This window comes from Lysinibacillus sp. UBA5994 (assembly GCF_002429725.1).
Lineage (GTDB): Bacteria > Bacillota > Bacilli > Bacillales_A > Planococcaceae > Lysinibacillus > Lysinibacillus capsici.
This window is the reverse complement of record NZ_DJAU01000035.1, coordinates 58,633-79,039: the sequence shown is the minus strand read 5'-3', so window position 1 is coordinate 79,039 and position 20,407 is coordinate 58,633. Positions and strand designations below refer to the sequence as shown.

Here is a 20,407-nt window from a genome sequence, read left to right as displayed (position 1 = left end):
TGGAAATATGAAAATTTTAGAAGCGATTAGTACGATTGCTGGAAAATACTTTGCTATATGGGTTATTTGTATTGCTGTTATTGCCTTTATAGCTCCAGAACCCTTTTTAATATTTGGCGGGTATATCACGATTTTGCTAGGCATTGTTATGTTTGGCATGGGTCTGACGTTAAAAGCAGTTGATTTTAAATTGGTTATCACGAATCCAGTACCAGTCATTATTGGTGTATGTGCTCAATATGTTATCATGCCACTTTCCGCTTTTTTAATTGCTTATATAATGAACTTGCCAGCAGAATTAGCTGCAGGGCTAGTCCTTCTTGGATCTGTACCTGGTGGAACTGCTTCAAACGTCATGGTGTATTTAGCTAAAGGAAATGTACCTTTGTCCATCACAATGACATCCTTTTCGACATTATTAGCTCCAATTGCCACACCAATCATCCTATTATTACTTGCAGGTAAATGGATGCCAGTTGATCCAATAGCAATGTTTACTTCAATTATTCAAGTAATTATTATCCCTATTATCCTAGGGATTATTATCAGAAGAGTTGTTCCTCAAATCGTAGAAAAAAGTATTAATGTGATTCCTCTTATTTCAGTAGTTGCTATTATGATTATTGTATCTGCTGTTGTTGCTGGTAATGTCGATACCATCGCTTCGGCAGGCTCCATTATTTTTGCAGCTGTAGTGCTTCATAACGCATTCGGATTGTTATTTGGTTATATAACAGCCCGTGTATTAGGCCTTGATGAAAGCAATCGAAGAGCTATTTCAATTGAAGTTGGAATGCAGAACTCTGGTCTGGGTGTAGCGTTAGCCACTGCCCACTTCGGTCCCTTAGCGGCCCTACCTAGTGTACTTGGGGCTGTTTGGCATAATATTTCTGGTCCGATTCTCGCTACCTATTGGTCGAAAAAACCAGAGAAACCAGAGGTACAGTATAATAAACAGATGCAAGAAGATAACGGCAGAACTCAAATATAGAAAGTAAATATTTGAGTTCCACCCGATAGTATTGCAGTCATATTATCTATTTTGTTTAAATCCACCTCACAAATGGATCCATTCGAAAAAATATAGAAATGAAAATTAGGTATAATAAAAGTAGATGAGGTAGAAATAATCTATACCATCTACTTTTTTGTTTGTTAAAATACCATTTAGGACTGATTTTCGTTAAAATAAACATTGTTGATTTTTACATTAGCTCTTGATAAATAATGCTTCTACCTCTATTAGGTAATGAGGTAAATATATCAATATGTCCATAGTGAGAGGATTTGGAATTAACATGATAGATAATTTTTGGCGCGATTTACCACGGCCTTTTTTCGTGCTTGCACCGATGGAAGATGTAACGGATGTTGTTTTTCGTCACGTTGTAAGTGAAGCAGGTCGACCAGATGTGTTTTTTACTGAGTTTACAAATTCGGATAGCTACTGTCATCCAGAGGGAAAGAAAAGTGTGCACGGTCGTTTGCTCTTTACAGAAGATGAGCAGCCAATGGTGGCACATATTTGGGGAGATAATCCCGAATATTTCCGTGAAATGAGTATTGGGATGGCAGAGCTAGGTTTTAAAGGCATTGATATTAACATGGGCTGCCCTGTACCGAATGTAGCATCAAGAGGGAAGGGGAGTGGCCTTATTCTCCGACCAGATGTGGCCGCAGAATTAATTCAAGCAGCAAAAGCGGGCGGACTGCCTGTTAGCGTGAAAACACGGCTTGGCTACAAGGATGTAAATGAGTGGGAGGATTGGCTAACGCATATATTAAAGCAGGATATTGCGAACCTTTCGATTCATCTACGAACAAGAAAGGAAATGAGCCTAGTAGATGCGCATTGGGAGCTTATTCCGGAAATCAAAAAACTTCGTGACCGTATTGCACCTAATACGCTACTGACGATCAATGGAGATATTCCTGACCGTCAAACGGGACTCCAACTAGCTGAACAATACGGGATTGATGGCGTGATGATTGGACGAGGTATTTTTAAAAATCCTTTTGCTTTTGAAAAAGAGCCAAAAGAGCATAGCAGTAAAGAGTATCTTAATCTTTTAAGACTGCAGCTCGATCTTCAAGATCAATACGCGGAAGAACTACCACGTTCCATCACAGGACTTCATCGCTTCTTCAAAATTTATGTCAAAGGATTCAGAGGAGCTGGTGAATTAAGAAGTCAATTGATGAACACAAAATCAACGGATGAAGTGCGTGTATTGCTAGACAACTTTGAATCAAACGATATTGATTGACAATGAAATGATGAAACCACCAATAAAGTCAAGTAAATAACAGTAGAAATAGGAGCAAAGATTTTGGGATGAGATTTCCCTTTCTTTGCTCCTTTCAATTTGTCGCTATTGAGGTTTTGTCAGATGCTAGGGGGCTCTTGTTTTTATGTTTGTGAAAATAACAATATTGCCCCTGAATCATTTGTAGATTGGTAATCGAAAATAACATATTTTTGTAACGTAATTAAATTCTAAGAGTTATATAAGTGAAAGGGGTGAAAATAGGTGGACTTTGAGGAAATCTATCACGAATACTTTAAAGAAGTTTATTTATATATCCTATCATTAAGTCACGATGAGCGCATAGCCGAGGAAATAACACAAGAAGCATTTTTTAAGGCATTAAAAGCAATAAAAAAATTTGATGGTTCTAAGGATATTCGAGCATGGCTTTTTACAATTGCGAAAAATACATATTTCTCACACTACAAAAGAAAGAAACGACAAGTAGATTCAGGTGCAGTAGAAGAATCAAGTATGGAAGTGCAAATTGTAAAGCATTTGATGAATGAAGAAGATGCCTTCATGGTTCATCAGTTTCTTCACTCGATGAATGAGCCATATAAGGAGGTCTTTTCATTACGTACTTTTGGAGAATTACCTTTTGAAAAGATAGGACGTCTTTTTGGAAAAAGTGCAGGGTGGGCAAGGGTTACCTTTTACAGAGCGAGAAAACAAATTATCGAGTATATGGAGGCGATGAATTATGAAAGAGATTAAATGCACAATTATTCAAGATGTTTTACCTCTGTATGTTGATGAGGTAGTTAGTGAAGATACAAAAGAAATGGTAGACGAACATTTACAGCATTGTGAAAAATGTCAAAAAGAATATGAAGCCATGAAACAGGAACTTTATATCCCGGCAGAAAATAAGGCTTTTCAATTTAAAGAGATCAGTAAAAAATGGCGTAAGAAAAAAGTGATCATTTCCATTACTTCGGTTTTCATAACGGCACTTATTTTATTGGGGACCTATTTGTCTGTTTTCTATTTTGAAACGGTTATTCCTTATTCGGAAGATTTGATCAAAATCGAAAGACAAAATGATCATCAGTTGGTTTCCCGATATTATGGCAAAAGCCGTGCAGGTGTTCACGGAACGTTTCCTAAGGAATTTGAAATTGATGGAGAGAAAAAGATTGTGAGTTTTATTTATTATACAAAAACAATGACTGATTCACCTTCGAGAAACCTGATTGATGATGAAAAGAGGCTTGGACAAGAAGATACCTTTGTTCTACCTGAAAGTGGAAATAACGATGCGGTATATTATGTGGAATTTGATTCAGAAGAGATGGTTCCTGGAGGAAAGGATTCTTGGGATTCAGTTTTAGAACGTGCAGTATTAATTTGGGAGAAATAATAATCTGATGGAAATCATATTTAGTTATTCCATTATCGGGTGCTTTTCCGTAATAAGGAAAAGTGTCATTCTTTATGAATAGGACCATATTGCTAAAGAAGACTCTTTAATGAAGAAGAAGAAAATTTCCTCGAGCAGATCATTGACAATAGTTGAAAGGCTATCTTGAATACAGAGACGAAGGTGTAAATGAAACAAACCCGGGATTGGATTCCCGGGTTTGTTTTTACTTATTGGCAATTATGACCAATTTACCTGTATCCAGTTCCTTCTCGAATTGAGCAGCTTCCGATTCACTTAATCCGACAGAAGCTAACTTGTTGCGGAGTTCATCTCCACGGGAATTCACCAGGTTCTTCAGAGAAGTCAGGAACCCTTGCTCGCTAATACCAGCTTCTTCTGTCCCGAGTGCTTCGTTAATATCATCTTCACGTTCTTCATAGTGCGCAAAGATGTAAATGTTATCTCGAAGATATCCTTGCGCTTCTAATTTCTCCACTTCTTGTTTCGCCTGTACTACGTTTTCTACTGTCAATTTGACTGTCATTATTGATCCCTCCTATATATGTTCACATTCAATCTATTCCACTAAATTGAATGGATAAAACATCTTTTTAGTTTTTAATTATGTTAGAGTGGCATTAACAACTAATGGAATACTAATGAACAACTAGAAAACATTGGGAGTTGTTATTCTAAATCTTTATTCCAAAGCTACGTCCAATTCTTTATAGAGTCGGGTTTTTTTGTTTGCAATCAATAGAGGATTTAGAGAAACATCAGAGAATTGTATATAAGTACCATTATATGTAATGAAGAGCTTATAGGAGTTGTATGAAGATGATTGTGACAACTAGACCGTTAAAAATTAAATACAATAAATCAGCAAATACTTTTCAGGAGTTTATGCAAATTAATCACAACAAACATTCTCTTACGAAGGAAGTTGTTTTTCTACGATATATCGGTATACCTGATTCTGTAGATTTTTATAAAGATGAGATTCTAAAAATGGAGGAGTATTTCTCCAAGCAAAGCATTTTTTATTTACGACTGCATAAGCTTGAGGTCATTCGTAATAAGGAAGATGTAGATAGATTGTCGGAAAGTTGGAGAATGTGGCAGACTGCTGCTGAAAACCCGCAATTACTGTATAAGCTATCTTTGTGCAGTAAATTAGCGAGTGATCAACTTGAATGGACAAAAAAGCTAAGCTTTAAACAGATGATTCAACTATTTAAAGAAAATCAGCCTTATCCTAATGAAACGTTGTTAAAAAATTTTGCAGTTAAATTTTTGTATTGGATGGATTATTATTTACCACAAATTTTTTCGGAGGAAAATCCAACTTCCCCCAAAATTGTTTTTATAGGTGACATTACGCAGCATGAATTACTATTTTTATATTTCTTATCGTCACTGGGGTGCGATATTTGTTACATGAATCCCAAAGGAGATATTGCCAATTTGTACCCTATAATAGAAGCGTCATCTACCTTACATATGTGTCGACATTTCTATGAAAAAGAAATAACATTGCCTATTAAAAGTACTTCAAGACAATTGAACATTCCTGCTCAAAAAACGAATGCGACGGAGGAGTGGAGCTATGAGCAATTAGCCTCCTTAGCCACATCTGTTGTGATGATTAAGACCTTCGGGGAGGATGACAAGGTTTTATGCTATGGCTCTGGTGTCGTTCTCCACCAAGATGGATATATTTTAACAAACCTGCATGTTGTGGGTGGTGGAAAATATTATTCTGTGCTCTATGAAAATGATACCAACGAGTATATTACCCATCAATTTGTAAAATATCATGATATGCATGATTTGGCTATTTTGAAGGTAGACAGAATAAGCCATCCTTTACCTGTAAAAATGGATGGACAATTAGTTCGAGGGCAAAAAATTGTGGCGATTGGCAGTCCGTTAGGATTGTTTAACTCAGTTTCTGATGGGATTGTTTCGGGTTTTCGTGATATTCGGCAAATGTCTATGATTCAATTTACAGCCGCTATATCAAATGGCAGTTCAGGTGGTGCTTTATTGGATATGCATGGGCGATTGGTTGGTCTGATTACAGCAGGCTTCGATGATGGTCAAAACCTTAATTTGGCTGTACCTGCCAATCTAATTTATCAGTTTGCTCAAAACTTTATAGAAATACCGTGTTGAATTTCCACTATTCGACCATTGCTTTTTCTTCAGTAATCTTATAGAATGTAGAACGGTATAAATGAACGATATATAAATCCTTTAATACGGTCCAGAGAGGCTGAAAAGGGCTATGTGATATTTTTAAGCTAATATCTTTGCTTTGTCATGCCCTTTTGTCCTCTGTGACGGAAGGGCTTTTATTATTGTTTCGTACCCCTCTTTTAAAGGAAGTCCCGTGAGGCTTCAAAAGAGAATGGACAAGACAGCTATAATCCATTCACTAAAAGAGATCGACAACTAGAAAATGGAGGCTAAAAAGAATGGATTATCGTAAAAAAACCGTGGTTGCTTCAGTGGCAGGGCTAACGCTAGAAGGAATGGACATTATGTTTATTTCCTTTGCTATGACAATGATTATTGCAGAATTTAATATTGATCTTGCAACAGGTGGATTGATTTCATCCATCACGAATATTGGGATGCTACTGGGTGGTATTATTTTCGGTGTATTAGCAGATAAATATGGTCGAGTAAAAGTGTTTACGTATACGATTATTTTGTTTGCCATCGGAACGGCCTTAACAGGAGTAGCAACAAGTATTGAACAAGTTTATGTTTATAGATTTATCGCTGGTTTAGGTGCTGGCGGAGAATATGGTATTGGGATGGCGCTTGTGGCGGAGGCTTGGCCAAAGAATAAACAAGGTAGAGCATCCTCTTATGTCAGTGTAGGTGCACAATATGGAGTAATTTTAGCTGCTTTATTAAGTGCTATTATTTTACCAACTTTAGGGTGGCGTGCATTATTCTTTGTAGGATTACTACCAGTTATTTTCGCCTTTATCGTACGTAAAAATATTGATGAATCACCAGAATGGTTAGCAGCGCAGAAACAACAAAATAATAAGCAAGAGAACGGGAAATTAGCACAATTATTTGCTTCACCTCGTATCACCATGACAACACTCTCCCTAATTCTAATGGCAACTGTTCAAATTGCAGGCTATAATGGTCTAATGATTTGGCTACCTTCGATGTTACAGAAATCGCAAGGTTTATCGGTTTCAAGCTCAGCATTGTGGACAATTAGTACCGCAGTTGGCATGATCATTGGAATGCTGACGTTTGGTAGATTTATGGATCGTTTTGGTGCAAAGCGAACATTCGGGATCTTTTTAGTAGCCTCTGCATGTGCTGTATTCTTTTACTCGTTTGCAACAGGTGCAGTAGCGATATTAGTAGGCGGTGCGGTTGTAGGATTCTTCTCTAATGGAATGTTTGCAGGGTATGGTGCATTAATTAGTAGCTTTTATCCAGTACAAATTCGCAGTACAGCAACAAACACCATTTTTAACTTTGGACGAGCTATAGGTGGGTTTTCACCAATCTTTGTAGGTTTTATTTTACAAAGCTACGATATGACTGTCGTGATGATTTACTTAGCAGCACTGTATTGTATTTCCTTTATCGTTATGCTAACGCTTAAGAGCTCAGGGAAGGAATTGCAAACAGCATAATTTTATAGAGCACGAAAGAACGAATTCCAATTATGTAAATGGGATTCGTTCTTTTCTTATTAGTATTTAATTATAATAAACCTTTTGAACGTTTTTCAGCGATTTCAACAAGACGTTTTGTAATCTCTCCTCCAACGGAACCATTTGCACGAGAAGATGCTTCTGGCCCAAGCTGAACGCCAAACTCTTGTGCAATTTCATATTTCATTTGATTGACAGCCTCATGTACTCCAGGTACTAGAAGTTTATTTGAACTGCGGTTATTGTTAGCCATTGTTCTCACCTCCTTGACCTTAGAATGGTTGCGATTAAATTTTTCATACATTTAAAAAGTAGGAAATGCACACGCTATTTGCTAACAACAACAACTTGTGGAAAGCTAGCAATAATCAGCAAACTCTCTGTTATAATTAAGCCTGGCTCTTTACTATATAAGGTTAATTAAAGGAGGAAATATAATGACAAATAATGATATCTTAATTCGTTTACGCTATGCGTTCGATATAAAAAATGTAGATATGGTAGAAATTTTTAAACTTGGTGGCATGGATTATACAAAGGAAGAAGTATTAAATATGCTGATTAAGATTAATGATGAGGAAGAAGCGCCAGAGGAATACATCAAATGTAATAATAAAATGTTAGAGGCATTTTTAAATGGATTAATTACTTTTAAACGCGGGCCTCAGAAACCAAGAGAAGGACAGGCTGTTGGACCTTTACCTGTGTCAGGTAAAGAAAGCCCAAATAATATGCTGCTAAAGAAAGTAAAAATTGCTTTAGCTTTAACAACTGAGGAGATGCTTGAGATTTTATATGACGGCGGCATTAAAGTTACAAAAGGTGAATTAGGTGCTATTTTAAGAAATCCAAGTCATCGTAATTATAAAGAGTGTGGCGATTCATTCGTACGAAATTTTTTAAGGGGCCTAACATATAAATATAGAGCATAATGCACAATGGATATCAATCATAAAGTGCCATTTTTTTCTTTAAAACTCGTTGACAATTTGTGACGAAATTGTGTACAATAAAATTATCACAAAATGTTCACAAAAAAGATGAAAAATGTTCACAGACAAAGGGGTGCTTGTATGATTTATTTTGACATCTTATTAGTAGCTATTGCATGTATTACAATGCCTTTTATTGTTGCAGTTATGTTAGATATTTTTTATGCGGAACGAAAAAAAGTACGCTTTTCATTACGTCGTACTTCCGTATGGTATATCGCTATGTTTGCGTTATCCTTTATACCTTCCGTATTACTTGTCACACAAAACGTATAATTTATTCAAACACTTAGGGGTAAGTGAATTGAAAGTGGACAGCTACAACGCTAATTGAGGTTGTAGCTGTTTTATTTTGTTCAATAGATGAATCATAATTAAGTAATTTATATAATTATTAATGAAGGAACAGCTAGTATAAAATATGTATGTTTTAAGTAGAGAGCATTGACTACTTTTACCTACTGTGTTAATTTTGGTAGGGAAATATAGGCAAATTTACTGAAAAGTAAAGACGCAAAGCTACAGGTCTAAGGCAATAAATGCTATGGCGGCTGGGTTGCAAAAGAGTGCTAGTTGTATCATTCTCATTCTAGTTTTTGTTCTTTTATGCCTATTTCTTTTGAAATAGGCATTTTTTTGCAAGTAAAGTTCAAAGGAGGAAAAGGGGAAATGAAGTTGTTAAAAAACACATCATTAAAAAATAAGCTTTTACTAACAGTCTCTATCGTTGTATTACTGCTTATCGCTATTATTACGACGCAAAGTATTAGTGAATTGAATAATCGGATGAATGTGGATTTGGAGCAAGAATTAAAAAGTGTTGGTTTATTAACAGCTATGAACTTAGACAGTGATGAAGTAAAAGATTTGCTGTCCGAAAAAGGGGAAACAAACGCAAAGTTTACAAAGATCCAAAAGCAACTTGATATGATTCAGGACCAGCAAGGTATTATGAGCTGGAGTTATATTTGGGATGTCAAGGATGAGGGTGGCGTCAATCCAATTGGCTATACCTCTAATCTAAATGAAGTATATGAAGCCGGTGAAATTTTTACTGATTTAGCGGATGAACATGTAGAAACAGCAAAATTAGCTATTGAAAATAATAGTACAGAGGTAACTGATATTTTCGAGGATCCTTTTGGTTCTTGGAGAACGGTTTTTAGTCCTATTAAAGATGATAATGGCCAACTGATTGCCCTATTAGGGATTGATTACTCCGCTGATTATATCAATACGATTATTAAAACAAGTGTGATTAAGCAAATTGTCATTGCCATTATCGGCATTTTAATTTTATTAGTTTTAGTTTACATAATTATAGATCGACTATTAAAGCCACTGAAAAAAGTAGTGAACGTTGCCAATCAAGTGGCAAATGGTGAATTAATAGATGTGGATTTAGAGACATCAAAGGATGAAATTGGTAAATTATCTGAATCCATTCGTACAATGGTGGCTAATTTGCAACATATTATTTTAAACATACGCAATACATCCAATCACGTTTCTTCAGCAGCCAATCAATTAACGGTACATGCTGGTGAAACTTATAACAGCTCAACAAATATTGCACTAGACATGAATCAAATTACACAAAATGCTGAGGCCTCGATGACCATGACAGAGGAAACAGCTGCTGCTATGGAAGAAACGGCAACAGGTATTCAGCAAATTGCTGATTCTGCAAATGTAGCTGCGGAATCCTCTATTTCAGCATCACAGGCTTCTGAACGAGGCAATGAAGTTGTACAACAAGTTATTGCTCAAATGGAGTTAATTAATGATTCTGTTGAACAAATAGGGACAACCATTAATGGACTACATGTTAATACTAAAAAAATAAGTGAAATTGTTAGCTTAATTACTGCTATAGCTGATCAAACAAATCTATTAGCTTTAAATGCTGCGATCGAAGCGGCACGAGCAGGTGAACACGGTAAAGGCTTTGCCGTTGTTGCGGATGAAGTGAGACGCTTAGCTGAACAATCCTCTCAATCAGCAACAGAAATTTACAATTTAATTAGTTCTATTCAGTCTGATTCAAACGCTTCTATCACGGTTATGGAGAAAGGTAAAGAGGATGTTAAGGTAGGGATGGCATTTACCAATGAAGTAGGCGAAATCTTTAAAGAAATTCTTACTTCCTCAGAAGAAGTAGCTAGCCAAATACGTGAAATTTCAGCAGCCTCACAACAAATTTCTGCATCCTCAGAAGAAGTGGCGGCATCTGTTAATAATATTAAACAATCTGCAGAGCAGTCAGCAGAGTTCTCTTCAAATGTCTCGAATTCTACACAAGAGCAATTATCTACCATGCAGGAAGTAAAGGATGCCTCTTCATCACTGGGCAAAACAGCAGAAGAGCTGCAAGGTCTAGTGGCAAAATTCAAATTGGAGAATAATCATAATGGACATTAATTTTACAGGAAAAAATGTTTTAATTACAGGCTCTAGTAAAGGAATCGGTAAAGCAATTGCTTTAGGCTTTGCGCAACATGGAGCCAATATTTTAATTAATTATATTGGGGATGAGCAAGAGGCAGAAGCTGTACGTGCAGAAGCAGAAAAGTTGGGTGTGAAAGCTTTAATATTCCACGCAGATGTTTCTAACTCTCAAGAAGTACAAGCGATGCATCAATTTATGGACGAGCATCTCGGGAATCTTGATATTCTTGTAAATAACGCTGGATTTGCACAGGGTTCCAGCATTACAGATTTAACGGATGAGCAGTGGGATCGTATGATTAAAGTTCATTTATATGGCTGTTTCTATAATTGCCGTGAAGCAGCAAAAAGAATGAAGGAACGTAATACAGGAAAAATCATCAATATTTCATCTGATATTGGTAGCTTGGGTTGTGAAGAATTCACGCATTATTCAGCTGCAAAGGGTGCTATTAATGCTTTTACAAAGGCTTTAGCAAGAGAATTAGCACCTTCTATACTTGTCAATGCAGTTGCTCCTAGTGGAACATTTACGGACATTCTACAAGAGTTTGGCGATAACTATGTGGAGGAAGAATCCGCAAAATATCCATTAAAACGTTTAGCACAACCAGAAGAAATTGCGAAAAGTGTATTATTTTTAGCCTCTAATCATGCTGACTTCTATACAGGTCAAATTTTAACGCCAAATGGTGGGGTCGTAATGAACGGTTAATGGAAAACGAAGGAGTAAATAATGTTAAATATTATTATCTTTTGCTTATACTTATTATTTATCTATTATATTGGCTATAAAGGCTATAAGCGTGTCAACACAGCCGAGGATTTAATTGTTGCTGGCTGGAGCATGCCTTTATCCGTTGTCACGGGTAGTTTAGTCGCTGCATTATTAGCAGCTCCCTTCTTTTTTGCAGCGGTAGGCTCTGGCTATACAAGTGGTGGCTTTGAAGGTTCGGCAACAATGGGTGGTTTAGGGACTTGTATGATTCTTGGAGCACTCATTTGGACAAAGCCATTACGACGTTTAAAGGGCTGGACATTAGCAGATTACTACGGTTTACGCTATGGCAGTAAAAAGCTAGGAGCCTATACAGGGGTTGTTATGGCAATTGCTTTTGGAGTTTTTAATGCAGCGGCGTTAACAGTTGGTGGAACGTATATTATTCAGCAATTGTTGCAAATTGATTTTATACCTGCGGCGCTTCTATTTGTATCGCTAACGGCTATTTATTCAGTTATTGGTGGTTTATGGGCAGTAGCCTATACTGAAATCGTACAAGGTGCGCTTGCAGTGGCAGGTATTTTGGGTATTACCATTTTTATTTTGTTTTACTATCCAGACGTTACATTTAATCCCGAGTGGTGGAATATCAGTACATTATTTGAGAAGGCAGGAGCAGAATTCTGGACTTTGTATCTTGTACTAGCACTTGGAGATATCCCTGCAGTTGACCTTGGGCAGAGGGTAGCTGCTGCAAAAAGTCCACGGGTGGCACAACGAAGCATGATTATTGCTGGTATTATTGTCATTGCAATTAGCTGGATTCCAGGGATGCTAGGGGAAGCCTTTAAGTCTATTTATCCTGAAAGCACAAACCCAGAAACATTGATGCTTACCTTTGCACAAGGTTATTTTCCTCCTTTATTAGCAGCTATTTTCTTAACAGCCATGGCAGCCATGGGGATGTCTACAGTAGCTGCATGTTATGTAGCGACTTCAGGGATTGTGACAAAGAATATTTATTTAGATTTTATTAATCACAATCCTGATCCTAAGAAGCTATTAAGATTTTCGCGATCTATTATTCTAGCTAGTGCTTTATTAGGTTTAGTGCTAGCTGTAAGCTTCCAAAAAGTAATTGATTTAGCTTATTTAGCTTGGGATATTATATTCGTAACAATATTCTGGCCAATCGTTTTAGGACCATTTTGGAAACGTGTCAGTACACCAGCAGTTTGGGCAAGTATTTCCGTTGGCTTAGTTTATTACATTGTTACATCACTAACATTCGTACCTAGTCTGACAATCCAATCAGAAGGCTTCATAGGTCTATTAAATGAATTATGGCAGGCTCCTGTATTTTCAGGTGTTGTTATAACTGGTATCACAATTGTCGTGGTGAGCATACTCGTTCCGCCATCTGAGCATGTTCTTGAGATGCATAAAATAGAAAAAGATAAAACATTAGACGACGTAAGTAGTAAAGAAGAGCTAATTGGTCGTTAAAAGCAAAAGCACGGATTCATTGTAAAGTTCAATGAATTCGTGTTTTTTATTAGAATGAAACGATAGAATCAAGAATACTATTGCTAGTACATCATCTGAATTTTTCTAGTGATTATCTTGATAAAGGCGGGAATTGGATGAAAAATATTTTCTTCATTTTATTAGGGATTGTCTATCTTTATCTAGCAAATGCCATTGAATTAGTCATTATTAAGCAACTATTTTTTTTAATCGGGCTGGCTTTAGTCGGTCTAGGGAGTATCCGTTATTTAAAAGAGCGTTATATTGCCATACAAACTTTGACAGCCATGACGGAAGCTAGTGAGGAGGAGATAATGGCTATTCCTCATACACAATGTACAGTTTCCAATGATGCTTTAAATGCTTTACTGTTAAATGAACAGACAAACATGCTTATTTTCGCCCGAAGAGAAGCTTTAGACGAAGAACTAAAAATTATAGAGGTTCCATTTAACAGAATATATGAGGTTGCCATCATGGAAGATGAAGTATTTACGGTTAGAACAAAGAATCATCTAATGAGTGGTTCCTTACTTGCTGAAGCAGATGAAATAGAAGAAGAGGAGGTAGAAGAAGATACAATTTCACAGCTATCGCTAAAGTTAGTAGTAGATCATTTATCAGAGCCTATTCAAGAATATATGTTCATGGATAATAGTGAAGATCCAATATCAAAAGAGGAGGATGACTATAAAGAAGCTATAGAGCTTTGTGAGAAATGGTTTCAAAAGATAAGTGTTATTATTAAACGTCATGAACTGGAACGAGTGCCAATAAGTCATTGGCAATAAGAGAGAAGGCTATCTCAAAATAGAAAAATTTGAGATAGCCTTTGTTGTTTAGATGATTAAATTTTAAATTGCTGTAGCTGCGTATTTAACTCTTCGGCCATTCCAGCAAGCTGATTTGCACTTCTAGCGATTTCATCCATTGTAGCGGCGGTTTCCTCAACAGTTGCTGTTGTTTGCTCAACGCCAGCAGCGGATTCCTGTGAAATGGAGGCCATATCATCAATAGAAGCATTAATGGTTTCCGAATTTTGAGCAAGCTGATTTAAATTCGTTGTAATCGTTGAAATATTAACTATCATATCCCCAACAGCATCAGAAATTTTTTCAAATGTTTCATTAGTTTCATCGAGCTGTGTGGTTCCTCTTCTTACTTCCTCATAGCCAGTCTGAAGGGCAGATGTTACATTGCCAGTTTCACCTTGAATACGCTGGACAATTGTTGCAATATCCGTGACAGAGAACTGTACTTGCTCAGCAAGCTTTCGGACTTCATCTGCCACAACAGCAAAGCCCTTGCCATGCTCACCTGCTCGTGCTGCTTCGATTGCTGCATTTAATGCAAGTAAATTTGTTTGGTTTGAAATATCATCGATAACTGACACTAGCTTGGATATTTCGGCAGACTGTTCATTTAAATTTTCTACCTTTTTCACAGAGTCTAATACAATTTCATTTATTGTAGCCATTTGTTTGGTAGATTGCACCATTAAACTTTTCCCTGAAACCGTTAATTTTTGAACATGACTAGAATGTTCGCTTAATTCAATGCCCTCTTGTGTAGTTTCATGAATGCTACGCTTAAATGCTGTCATTGTTTCTGCCAAATCACCTGTGGTAGATGCTTGTGTTTCTGTACCAGATGCCAGCTCTTGCATCGTTACTGTAATTTGCTCAGTACCTGCTTGTACCTCATTCGATGATTGAGCAAGTTCTTCACTACTAGCTGCTACTGTTTCAGAAACCGAGTAGATAGACTGGATCGTTTGTTTTAATTTTTCGTTCATGTCATTGGCTGCTACCATTAATGTTCCAATTTCATCTCGGGCTTTTACAGGCAGAGGCTCTAGTTGCAAATTTCCATCTGCTAATTCTTTCATCCGGTCGGCTACTACTGTAACAGGTTTAGAGATGGTACTGGCTGTGATAAAGGCAATTAGAATACCAGCTATAGTTAGAATCAAGCTAAAGGCGATACCAATTGTTCGATTCTCAGAGCTAGTTGATACAACATCATTACCGACATCTGTAATGGCTTTAGCTCGTTCATCTGCCAGTTTTTCGTAACCATATCGCACTTTCGTTACGAGTTCATGTGTATCCATTAAATTTTCTAAAGCTAATTCTTTATTGCCCTTTTGGTAGATATCAAATACCTCTGTATTGACAAGGGTACTCCAATCACGAGCGATTGCTACAAGTTGATCGCGTTCATCTGATTTTTCATATTTGTCTAGAATAGCATTATTTTCCTCAGCCATTTTGCGATACTCATCAAATGATTCTTTGTATTTTTCGTCGCCTGTCAACACATAATTTAACGCTGCAGATAGACGGACACTCATAGAGAGTGCTAAATTTTTACTTGCATTTAAAACAACTAAATCTTCTTTCACTAAATCTTTTGCCTGTTTTTCCATATTTGTATTGGAATTGTAAGTGTAGGTTGTAAAGCTAACTACTAAAACTAACAAAAGAATAAATGCACTTAAAATTCGTGTTTTAAGTGTTTTAAACTTGATAATGCCTTTCATTTTCCCATCCCTTTACTATCTCATTGAGAAATTTTTTCAACACAAGTATTATTTTATAACTAATTATGTGTATTAATAAGCCTTTCGATAGAAATATTTAAAAATAGTTTTTTAGTACAATGATATAATTATTTTCCTTTTCTTAATAGTTAAATATATATAGATGTCTAACAACTAATTTATATGTTTATGTAGAATTTCCTATATAGAAAGAAAATACACCTGAAGCAAAATGCTTCAAGTGCCATAAGTAAAGGATTCTCTATTGTTTTTGATTTTTCGCCTGGCGTTCCCACTGTAGAAGGGAAGGATAAGGGTCAAAAGCCCATTCAGTTTTTCCATTAAATTTATAAATACCATAATGGAGATGTGGAGGGAATTTGCCCGATGTACCTTCTTTCCCATATCCAGAGCTTCCAACATAGCCAAGAACAGTACCAGGTTTAACAATTGTACCTACTTCAATTTCCTTATGATAGCTACCGAGGTGGGCATAATAGTGGTAGGAATTATGATTGTCGCGAATACCAATACGCCAGCCACCAAATTGATTCCATCCTTTTACCTCCACTATTCCATAAGAGGTAGATAATACAGGCGTTCCATAGCTGGCAAAAATATCAGTTCCCTCATGAATACGGCGTCCACCCCAACCACGATTGGCGCCCCAAGTGCCCCTGTAACTGTAATCAGAGCGGATATTTAGCGGGAAGGTATGTGCATCAAGTTCTATAGTTTTAAAATGTCTGTACAATGTGGAGATGGTAAATATTTGATTGACTGCTTCTTCGCTTCCGTAATATTCCCATAATGCTAATTTAAAATCCTCATCTGTTGTTCCAAATTTCCCTAAATAACTAGCCATCGAAAAAATGACATCCTCATCATCCTTTGGACTAGCGATTCCATCATGATTACCGTCAAGGCCCATTCCTCCGAAATAGCTAATTGTCTCAGGAGAAGTGTCTTCCTTTACAGGATTTAATGCACCTGACCAGTATTCATCAGAAAATTGGATAGCCAAATAGCCTTCTCGTTTAGGGATGTCTTTACGAACTAATTGTAGGTTTCTCTCATACTGATCGATAGCAGCTAAAAAATGCCATGGAATGAGTAATTCATCGAATTGTACATAATAGGACATACGCTGCTGTAAAATTTCTTCTTCTGTAAGATCCTCCTTTGCAAAAGAGGCAGATGGGTACAGCATAATCCCTAAAAATAAAAATGTGAAAAGAAATATAAAATGGCGATGCAATGATGGACCTCCTTTCTAACGTTAGAATAACCGAAATTTTTATCTTCATTCAGTAAGGTTCTATGTATGAAAACAGTTGATATATCGGCAATTTTTTTGCCCCCAAAAATAGAAATAATAAGAAGAAACTTCATCAAAGAAAAAGTAATGGTATCATCATGCCATTAACTTCATACTATGTTATAAATCAAGCCCTGAATGGAGGGAAGGCTATTAACATTTTAGATAAAGTGAAAAACTATCGCGAAGAAGAAAACAGGCTGAAGTGGGAAGGGACATTTGCAGATTATTTAAACATCATTAGGGAAAGACCTGAAGTTGCTCAAACAGCCCATTCACGCGTCTACAATATGATAAAAAGTTCTGGTGTAGAGGAACGCGATGGGCAAAAAATGTACAAATTTTTCGGACAAGAAATTTTTGGGCTTGAAACAGCAATTGAAAGACTGGTGGAGGAATATTTCCATCCAGCAGCACGCAGGTTAGATGTTAGAAAACGTATTTTATTATTAATGGGACCAGTTAGTGGTGGTAAATCAACTATCGTTACCTTACTAAAACGCGGATTAGAGCAATATTCGCGAACAGATGAAGGTGCAGTTTACGCAATTAAGGGATGTCCAATGCATGAAGATCCGCTCCATTTAATTCCACATCATTTGCGTAATGAGTTCTTTGAGGAATATGGGATTAGAATTGAAGGAAGTTTATCGCCTTTAAATACAATGCGTCTTGAAAAGGAATACGATGGACGTATTGAAAATGTAATGATTGAACGTATTACTTTTTCAGAAGATAAACGTGTGGGTATAGGGACATTTACACCATCAGACCCTAAATCACAGGATATTGCAGATTTAACAGGAAGTATTGATTTTTCTACAATTGGTGAATTTGGTTCAGAGTCAGATCCTCGTGCTTACCGCTTTGATGGGGAGCTGAATAAGGCCAATAGAGGAATGATGGAATTCCAGGAGATGCTAAAACTAGATGAAAAATTCTTATGGAATTTATTATCATTAACGCAGGAAGGAAATTTCAAAGCAGGAAGATTTGCTTTAATTAGTGCAGATGAGTTAATCGTTGCTCATACAAATGAAACAGAGTATCGTTCATTTATTTCGAACAAAAAGAATGAGGCATTACATTCTCGAATTATCGTTATGCCAATTCCCTACAACCTCAAAGTTAGTCAGGAAGAGCATATTTATGAAAAGATGATAAAAGAGAGCGATATGTCCCATGTCCATATTGCACCGCATGCTTTAAAGGCCGCAGCAATCTTTTCGGTTCTCACTCGTTTGGAAGTTCCGAAAAAACAAGGTGTGGATCTAATTAAAAAAATGCGCTTGTACGACGGAGAAAATGTGGAGGGATTTAATTCCGTTGACTTAGAGGAGCTGAAGAAAGAGTTCCCGAATGAAGGCATGAACGGTATTGATCCACGCTATATTATTAACCGTATTTCTTCTGCTATTATCCGCAAAGAGATACCATCGATAAATGCATTAGACGTTTTACGAGCATTGAAGGATGGGTTAGATCAGCATGCATCGATTTCTCAAGAGGATCGTGAAAAATACATGAATTACATTGCGGTTGCTCGTAGAGAATATGATGAAATTGCTAAAAATGAAGTACAAAAGGCTTTTGTGTACTCCTATGAGGAATCAGCAAAAACATTGATGAATAACTACCTTGATAATGTAGAGGCATTCTGTAATAAAAATAAAATTTATGATCCACTTACTGGGGAAGAAATGAATCCAGATGAAAAATTAATGCGCTCGATTGAGGAGCAAATTGGCATTTCAGAAAATGCTAAAAAGGCATTCCGTGAAGAGATTCTCATTCGAATTTCTGCCTATGCACGAAAAGGTAAACGTTTTGATTATAATTCTCATGAAAGATTGCGAGAAGCCATTCAGAAGAAATTATTTGCAGATTTGAAAGATATCGTTAAAATTACTACTTCTTCTAAAATGCCAGATGAATCTCAACTGAAGAAGATTAATGAGGTTGTGGCAAGGCTTGTTGATGAACATGGCTATAATACAACATCAGCAAATGAGTTGCTACAGTATGTAGGAAGTTTGCTCAATCGATAACTTGATGTTCATTGTTCCAAGTAAGATAGGAGTGTCCCATTTTTAGGGCACTCCTTTTATTATCAGGAGGAGAAGATGTCCGAGACTTTGAAGAGATACTTTAGAGCATGGTCGAAAAAAATCTGGACGTTTGAGGCGTGATTGATAAATATACAATTGATTTTATGAAAAAAGTTCAAAAATTTAGCTCACAAGCATAGTATAGAAAAAGCGAATTTGATAGATGGGTGAGGATAAAAATGACTGAACACGAAAATAAACGCTTTGTCATTTCTCAGGAAAATTGGTCCCTCCATCGTAAAGGGCACCAGGACCAACAACGCCATATGGAAAAAGTGAAAGATGCGATTAAAAATAATTTACCTGATTTAGTTAGCGAAGAAAGTATTGTGATGTCCAATGGTCGCGAGGTTATTAAGATACCAATTCGGTCACTTGATGAATATAAAATTCGATATAACTATGATAACTCTAAGCATGTAGGGCAGGGACAAGGGGATAGTAGTGTTGGAGATGTAGTAGCGCGGGATGGCAGTAAGGCCAATCAGGCTCCAGGTAAAGGAAAAGAAGCGGGTGACAAGCCTGGCCAAGATTATTATGAAGCGGAAGTCAGTATTGAGGAAATTCAAAATGTTTTATTTCATGAACTAGAGTTACCTAATTTACAGCAAAAAGAAAAGGCAGATATTAAAACAGAAAAAATAGAGTTTAATGATATTCGTAAAAAAGGACTCATGGGTAATGTCGATAAAAAGCGTACCATTTTAAATGCATTAAAGCGCAATGCAATGCATGGGAAAGCAGAAATAACGCCAATCCACAATGACGATTTACGTTTTAAAACATGGGATGAAGTGGAGAAGCCAGAATCCAAAGCAGTAGTGCTCGCCATGATGGATACAAGTGGCTCAATGGGCGCATTTGAAAAATATTGTGCGAGAAGCTTCTTCTTTTGGATGACGAAGTTTTTACGGTCAAAATATGAAACAGTAGAAATTGAATTTATTGCTCATCATACTGAGGCAAAGGTTGTCACAGAAGAGGAGTTTTTTACAAAGGGCGAAAGTGGTGGAACCATTTGTTCTTCAGCTTATAAAAAGGCATTGGAATTAATTCAGGATAAATATCATCCGTCTCGCTACAATATTTATCCTGTCCATTTTTCAGATGGTGAAAATATATCGATGGACAATGAAAAGTGCTTGAAGTTAGTAGGAGAGTTAATGGATGTATCCAGCATGTTTGGCTATGGTGAGGTGAATCAGCATAACCGTTTCTCAACGCTTATGTATACGTATAAAAAAATTGATGATCCTAAATTCAGATACCATATTCTGAGAAAAAAAGGCGATGTGTATGACGCCTTAAAGAGCTTTTTCAAGAAAAGTGAAGAGTAACATGGAAGTATCCTCAGCACCACGTTCAAAGGAGGGGGCGTAAA

General features: G+C 36.6%; 18 protein-coding genes and 1 riboswitch. Of the genes, 14 read left to right on the top strand and 4 right to left on the bottom strand.

Going from position 1 to position 20,407, the window contains the following annotated elements; genetic code table 11:
- Positions 1-7: 7 nt before the first annotated feature.
- The 4 genes from B3D98_RS12240 to B3D98_RS12225 all read left to right on the top strand — a co-directional run bounded on the left by B3D98_RS12240 (position 8) and on the right by B3D98_RS12225 (position 3,672).
- Complete coding sequence (locus B3D98_RS12240) at positions 8-991, top strand: bile acid:sodium symporter family protein (RefSeq protein WP_048394864.1); 984 nt, start codon at positions 8-10, stop codon at positions 989-991.
- A 307-nt stretch (positions 992-1,298) separates the two neighbouring features.
- Positions 1,299-2,267, top strand: coding sequence for a tRNA dihydrouridine synthase (locus B3D98_RS12235; protein ID WP_066038210.1), 969 nt, complete (start codon positions 1,299-1,301; stop codon positions 2,265-2,267).
- A 264-nt stretch (positions 2,268-2,531) separates the two neighbouring features.
- Entirely contained in the window at positions 2,532-3,026 is a 495-nt protein-coding gene (locus tag B3D98_RS12230; protein ID WP_048394861.1) for an RNA polymerase sigma factor, read from the top strand.
- The gene (locus tag B3D98_RS12225) at positions 3,013-3,672 is read left to right on the top strand and encodes a zf-HC2 domain-containing protein (protein ID WP_048394860.1); all 660 of its coding nucleotides are present in this window, start codon (positions 3,013-3,015) and stop codon (positions 3,670-3,672) included. The genes B3D98_RS12230 and B3D98_RS12225 overlap by 14 nt, the downstream gene beginning before the upstream one ends.
- A 226-nt stretch (positions 3,673-3,898) precedes the next feature.
- On the opposite strand, the gene B3D98_RS12220 is transcribed toward B3D98_RS12225, so the two are convergent.
- Complete coding sequence (locus B3D98_RS12220; protein WP_054548992.1) at positions 3,899-4,219, bottom strand: general stress protein; 321 nt, start codon at positions 4,217-4,219, stop codon at positions 3,899-3,901.
- A gap of 293 nt (positions 4,220-4,512) precedes the next feature.
- On the opposite strand from B3D98_RS12220, the gene B3D98_RS12215 reads away from it, so the two are divergent.
- Positions 4,513-5,850 carry a trypsin-like peptidase domain-containing protein gene (locus B3D98_RS12215; protein ID WP_288583216.1) on the top strand — a complete coding sequence of 446 codons (1,338 nt, stop codon included), beginning with the start codon at positions 4,513-4,515 and terminating at the stop codon, positions 5,848-5,850.
- A 302-nt stretch (positions 5,851-6,152) separates the two neighbouring features.
- Positions 6,153-7,349, top strand: a complete 1,197-nt coding sequence (locus B3D98_RS12210) for an MFS transporter (protein ID WP_004225665.1) — start codon at positions 6,153-6,155, stop codon at positions 7,347-7,349.
- A gap of 70 nt (positions 7,350-7,419) precedes the next feature.
- On the opposite strand, the gene B3D98_RS12205 is transcribed toward B3D98_RS12210, so the two are convergent.
- A complete protein-coding gene (locus B3D98_RS12205; RefSeq protein ID WP_004225662.1) occupies positions 7,420-7,623 on the bottom strand; it encodes an alpha/beta-type small acid-soluble spore protein in 204 nt (67 codons plus the stop codon).
- A gap of 184 nt (positions 7,624-7,807) precedes the next feature.
- On the opposite strand from B3D98_RS12205, the gene B3D98_RS12200 reads away from it, so the two are divergent.
- The 6 genes from B3D98_RS12200 to B3D98_RS12175 all read left to right on the top strand — a co-directional run bounded on the left by B3D98_RS12200 (position 7,808) and on the right by B3D98_RS12175 (position 13,849).
- A complete protein-coding gene (locus tag B3D98_RS12200) occupies positions 7,808-8,302 on the top strand; it encodes a DUF1456 family protein (protein ID WP_103118849.1) in 495 nt (164 codons plus the stop codon).
- A gap of 141 nt (positions 8,303-8,443) precedes the next feature.
- A complete protein-coding gene (locus B3D98_RS12195; RefSeq protein WP_004225659.1) occupies positions 8,444-8,638 on the top strand; it encodes a hypothetical protein in 195 nt (64 codons plus the stop codon).
- 202 nt (positions 8,639-8,840) lie between these two features.
- Positions 8,841-8,926: riboswitch (cyclic di-GMP riboswitch) on the top strand.
- 105 nt (positions 8,927-9,031) lie between these two features.
- The gene (locus B3D98_RS12190) at positions 9,032-10,783 is read left to right on the top strand and encodes a methyl-accepting chemotaxis protein (protein WP_288583212.1); all 1,752 of its coding nucleotides are present in this window, start codon (positions 9,032-9,034) and stop codon (positions 10,781-10,783) included.
- Complete coding sequence (locus B3D98_RS12185) at positions 10,773-11,525, top strand: SDR family NAD(P)-dependent oxidoreductase (RefSeq protein WP_009374257.1); 753 nt, start codon at positions 10,773-10,775, stop codon at positions 11,523-11,525. Before B3D98_RS12190 ends, B3D98_RS12185 begins: the two co-directional genes overlap by 11 nt.
- A gap of 21 nt (positions 11,526-11,546) precedes the next feature.
- The gene (locus B3D98_RS12180; RefSeq protein WP_048394850.1) at positions 11,547-13,037 is read left to right on the top strand and encodes a sodium:solute symporter family protein; all 1,491 of its coding nucleotides are present in this window, start codon (positions 11,547-11,549) and stop codon (positions 13,035-13,037) included.
- A 137-nt stretch (positions 13,038-13,174) separates the two neighbouring features.
- Complete coding sequence (locus tag B3D98_RS12175) at positions 13,175-13,849, top strand: hypothetical protein (RefSeq protein WP_054548995.1); 675 nt, start codon at positions 13,175-13,177, stop codon at positions 13,847-13,849.
- Between the two features lie 56 nt (positions 13,850-13,905).
- On the opposite strand, the gene B3D98_RS12170 is transcribed toward B3D98_RS12175, so the two are convergent.
- Both B3D98_RS12170 and B3D98_RS12165 read right to left on the bottom strand, forming a co-directional pair.
- The gene (locus B3D98_RS12170; protein ID WP_115674550.1) at positions 13,906-15,600 is read right to left on the bottom strand and encodes a methyl-accepting chemotaxis protein; all 1,695 of its coding nucleotides are present in this window, start codon (positions 15,598-15,600) and stop codon (positions 13,906-13,908) included.
- A 262-nt stretch (positions 15,601-15,862) separates the two neighbouring features.
- Positions 15,863-16,858 carry a M23 family metallopeptidase gene (locus tag B3D98_RS12165; RefSeq protein ID WP_288583211.1) on the bottom strand — a complete coding sequence of 332 codons (996 nt, stop codon included), beginning with the start codon at positions 16,856-16,858 and terminating at the stop codon, positions 15,863-15,865.
- Positions 16,859-17,070: 212 nt separating this feature from the next.
- On the opposite strand from B3D98_RS12165, the gene B3D98_RS12160 reads away from it, so the two are divergent.
- Positions 17,071-18,966: a PrkA family serine protein kinase gene (locus tag B3D98_RS12160; protein ID WP_039884612.1), complete on the top strand. Its 1,896-nt coding sequence runs from the start codon at positions 17,071-17,073 to the stop codon at positions 18,964-18,966.
- Positions 18,967-19,205: 239 nt separating this feature from the next.
- Entirely contained in the window at positions 19,206-20,363 is a 1,158-nt protein-coding gene (gene yhbH / locus B3D98_RS12155) for a sporulation protein YhbH (RefSeq protein WP_048394843.1), read from the top strand.
- The last annotated feature ends 44 nt before the right edge of the window (positions 20,364-20,407 follow it).

What these genes read in the sequence shown, in the direction of transcription:
- B3D98_RS12240 (WP_048394864.1), top strand. Translation starts at nt 8, where the DNA reads ATGAAAATTTTAGAAGCGATTAGTACGATTGCTGGAAAATACTTTGCT.
- B3D98_RS12235 (WP_066038210.1), top strand. Translation starts at nt 1,299, where the DNA reads ATGATAGATAATTTTTGGCGCGATTTACCACGGCCTTTTTTCGTGCTT.
- B3D98_RS12225 (WP_048394860.1), top strand. Translation starts at nt 3,013, where the DNA reads ATGAAAGAGATTAAATGCACAATTATTCAAGATGTTTTACCTCTGTAT.
- B3D98_RS12220 (WP_054548992.1), bottom strand. Translation starts at nt 4,219, where the DNA reads ATGACAGTCAAATTGACAGTAGAAAACGTAGTACAGGCGAAACAAGAA.
- B3D98_RS12215 (WP_288583216.1), top strand. Translation starts at nt 4,513, where the DNA reads ATGATTGTGACAACTAGACCGTTAAAAATTAAATACAATAAATCAGCA.
- B3D98_RS12210 (WP_004225665.1), top strand. Translation starts at nt 6,153, where the DNA reads ATGGATTATCGTAAAAAAACCGTGGTTGCTTCAGTGGCAGGGCTAACG.
- B3D98_RS12205 (WP_004225662.1), bottom strand. Translation starts at nt 7,623, where the DNA reads ATGGCTAACAATAACCGCAGTTCAAATAAACTTCTAGTACCTGGAGTA.
- B3D98_RS12200 (WP_103118849.1), top strand. Translation starts at nt 7,808, where the DNA reads ATGACAAATAATGATATCTTAATTCGTTTACGCTATGCGTTCGATATA.
- B3D98_RS12195 (WP_004225659.1), top strand. Translation starts at nt 8,444, where the DNA reads ATGATTTATTTTGACATCTTATTAGTAGCTATTGCATGTATTACAATG.
- B3D98_RS12190 (WP_288583212.1), top strand. Translation starts at nt 9,032, where the DNA reads ATGAAGTTGTTAAAAAACACATCATTAAAAAATAAGCTTTTACTAACA.
- B3D98_RS12185 (WP_009374257.1), top strand. Translation starts at nt 10,773, where the DNA reads ATGGACATTAATTTTACAGGAAAAAATGTTTTAATTACAGGCTCTAGT.
- B3D98_RS12180 (WP_048394850.1), top strand. Translation starts at nt 11,547, where the DNA reads ATGTTAAATATTATTATCTTTTGCTTATACTTATTATTTATCTATTAT.
- B3D98_RS12175 (WP_054548995.1), top strand. Translation starts at nt 13,175, where the DNA reads ATGAAAAATATTTTCTTCATTTTATTAGGGATTGTCTATCTTTATCTA.
- B3D98_RS12170 (WP_115674550.1), bottom strand. Translation starts at nt 15,600, where the DNA reads ATGAAAGGCATTATCAAGTTTAAAACACTTAAAACACGAATTTTAAGT.
- yhbH (WP_048394843.1), top strand. Translation starts at nt 19,206, where the DNA reads ATGACTGAACACGAAAATAAACGCTTTGTCATTTCTCAGGAAAATTGG.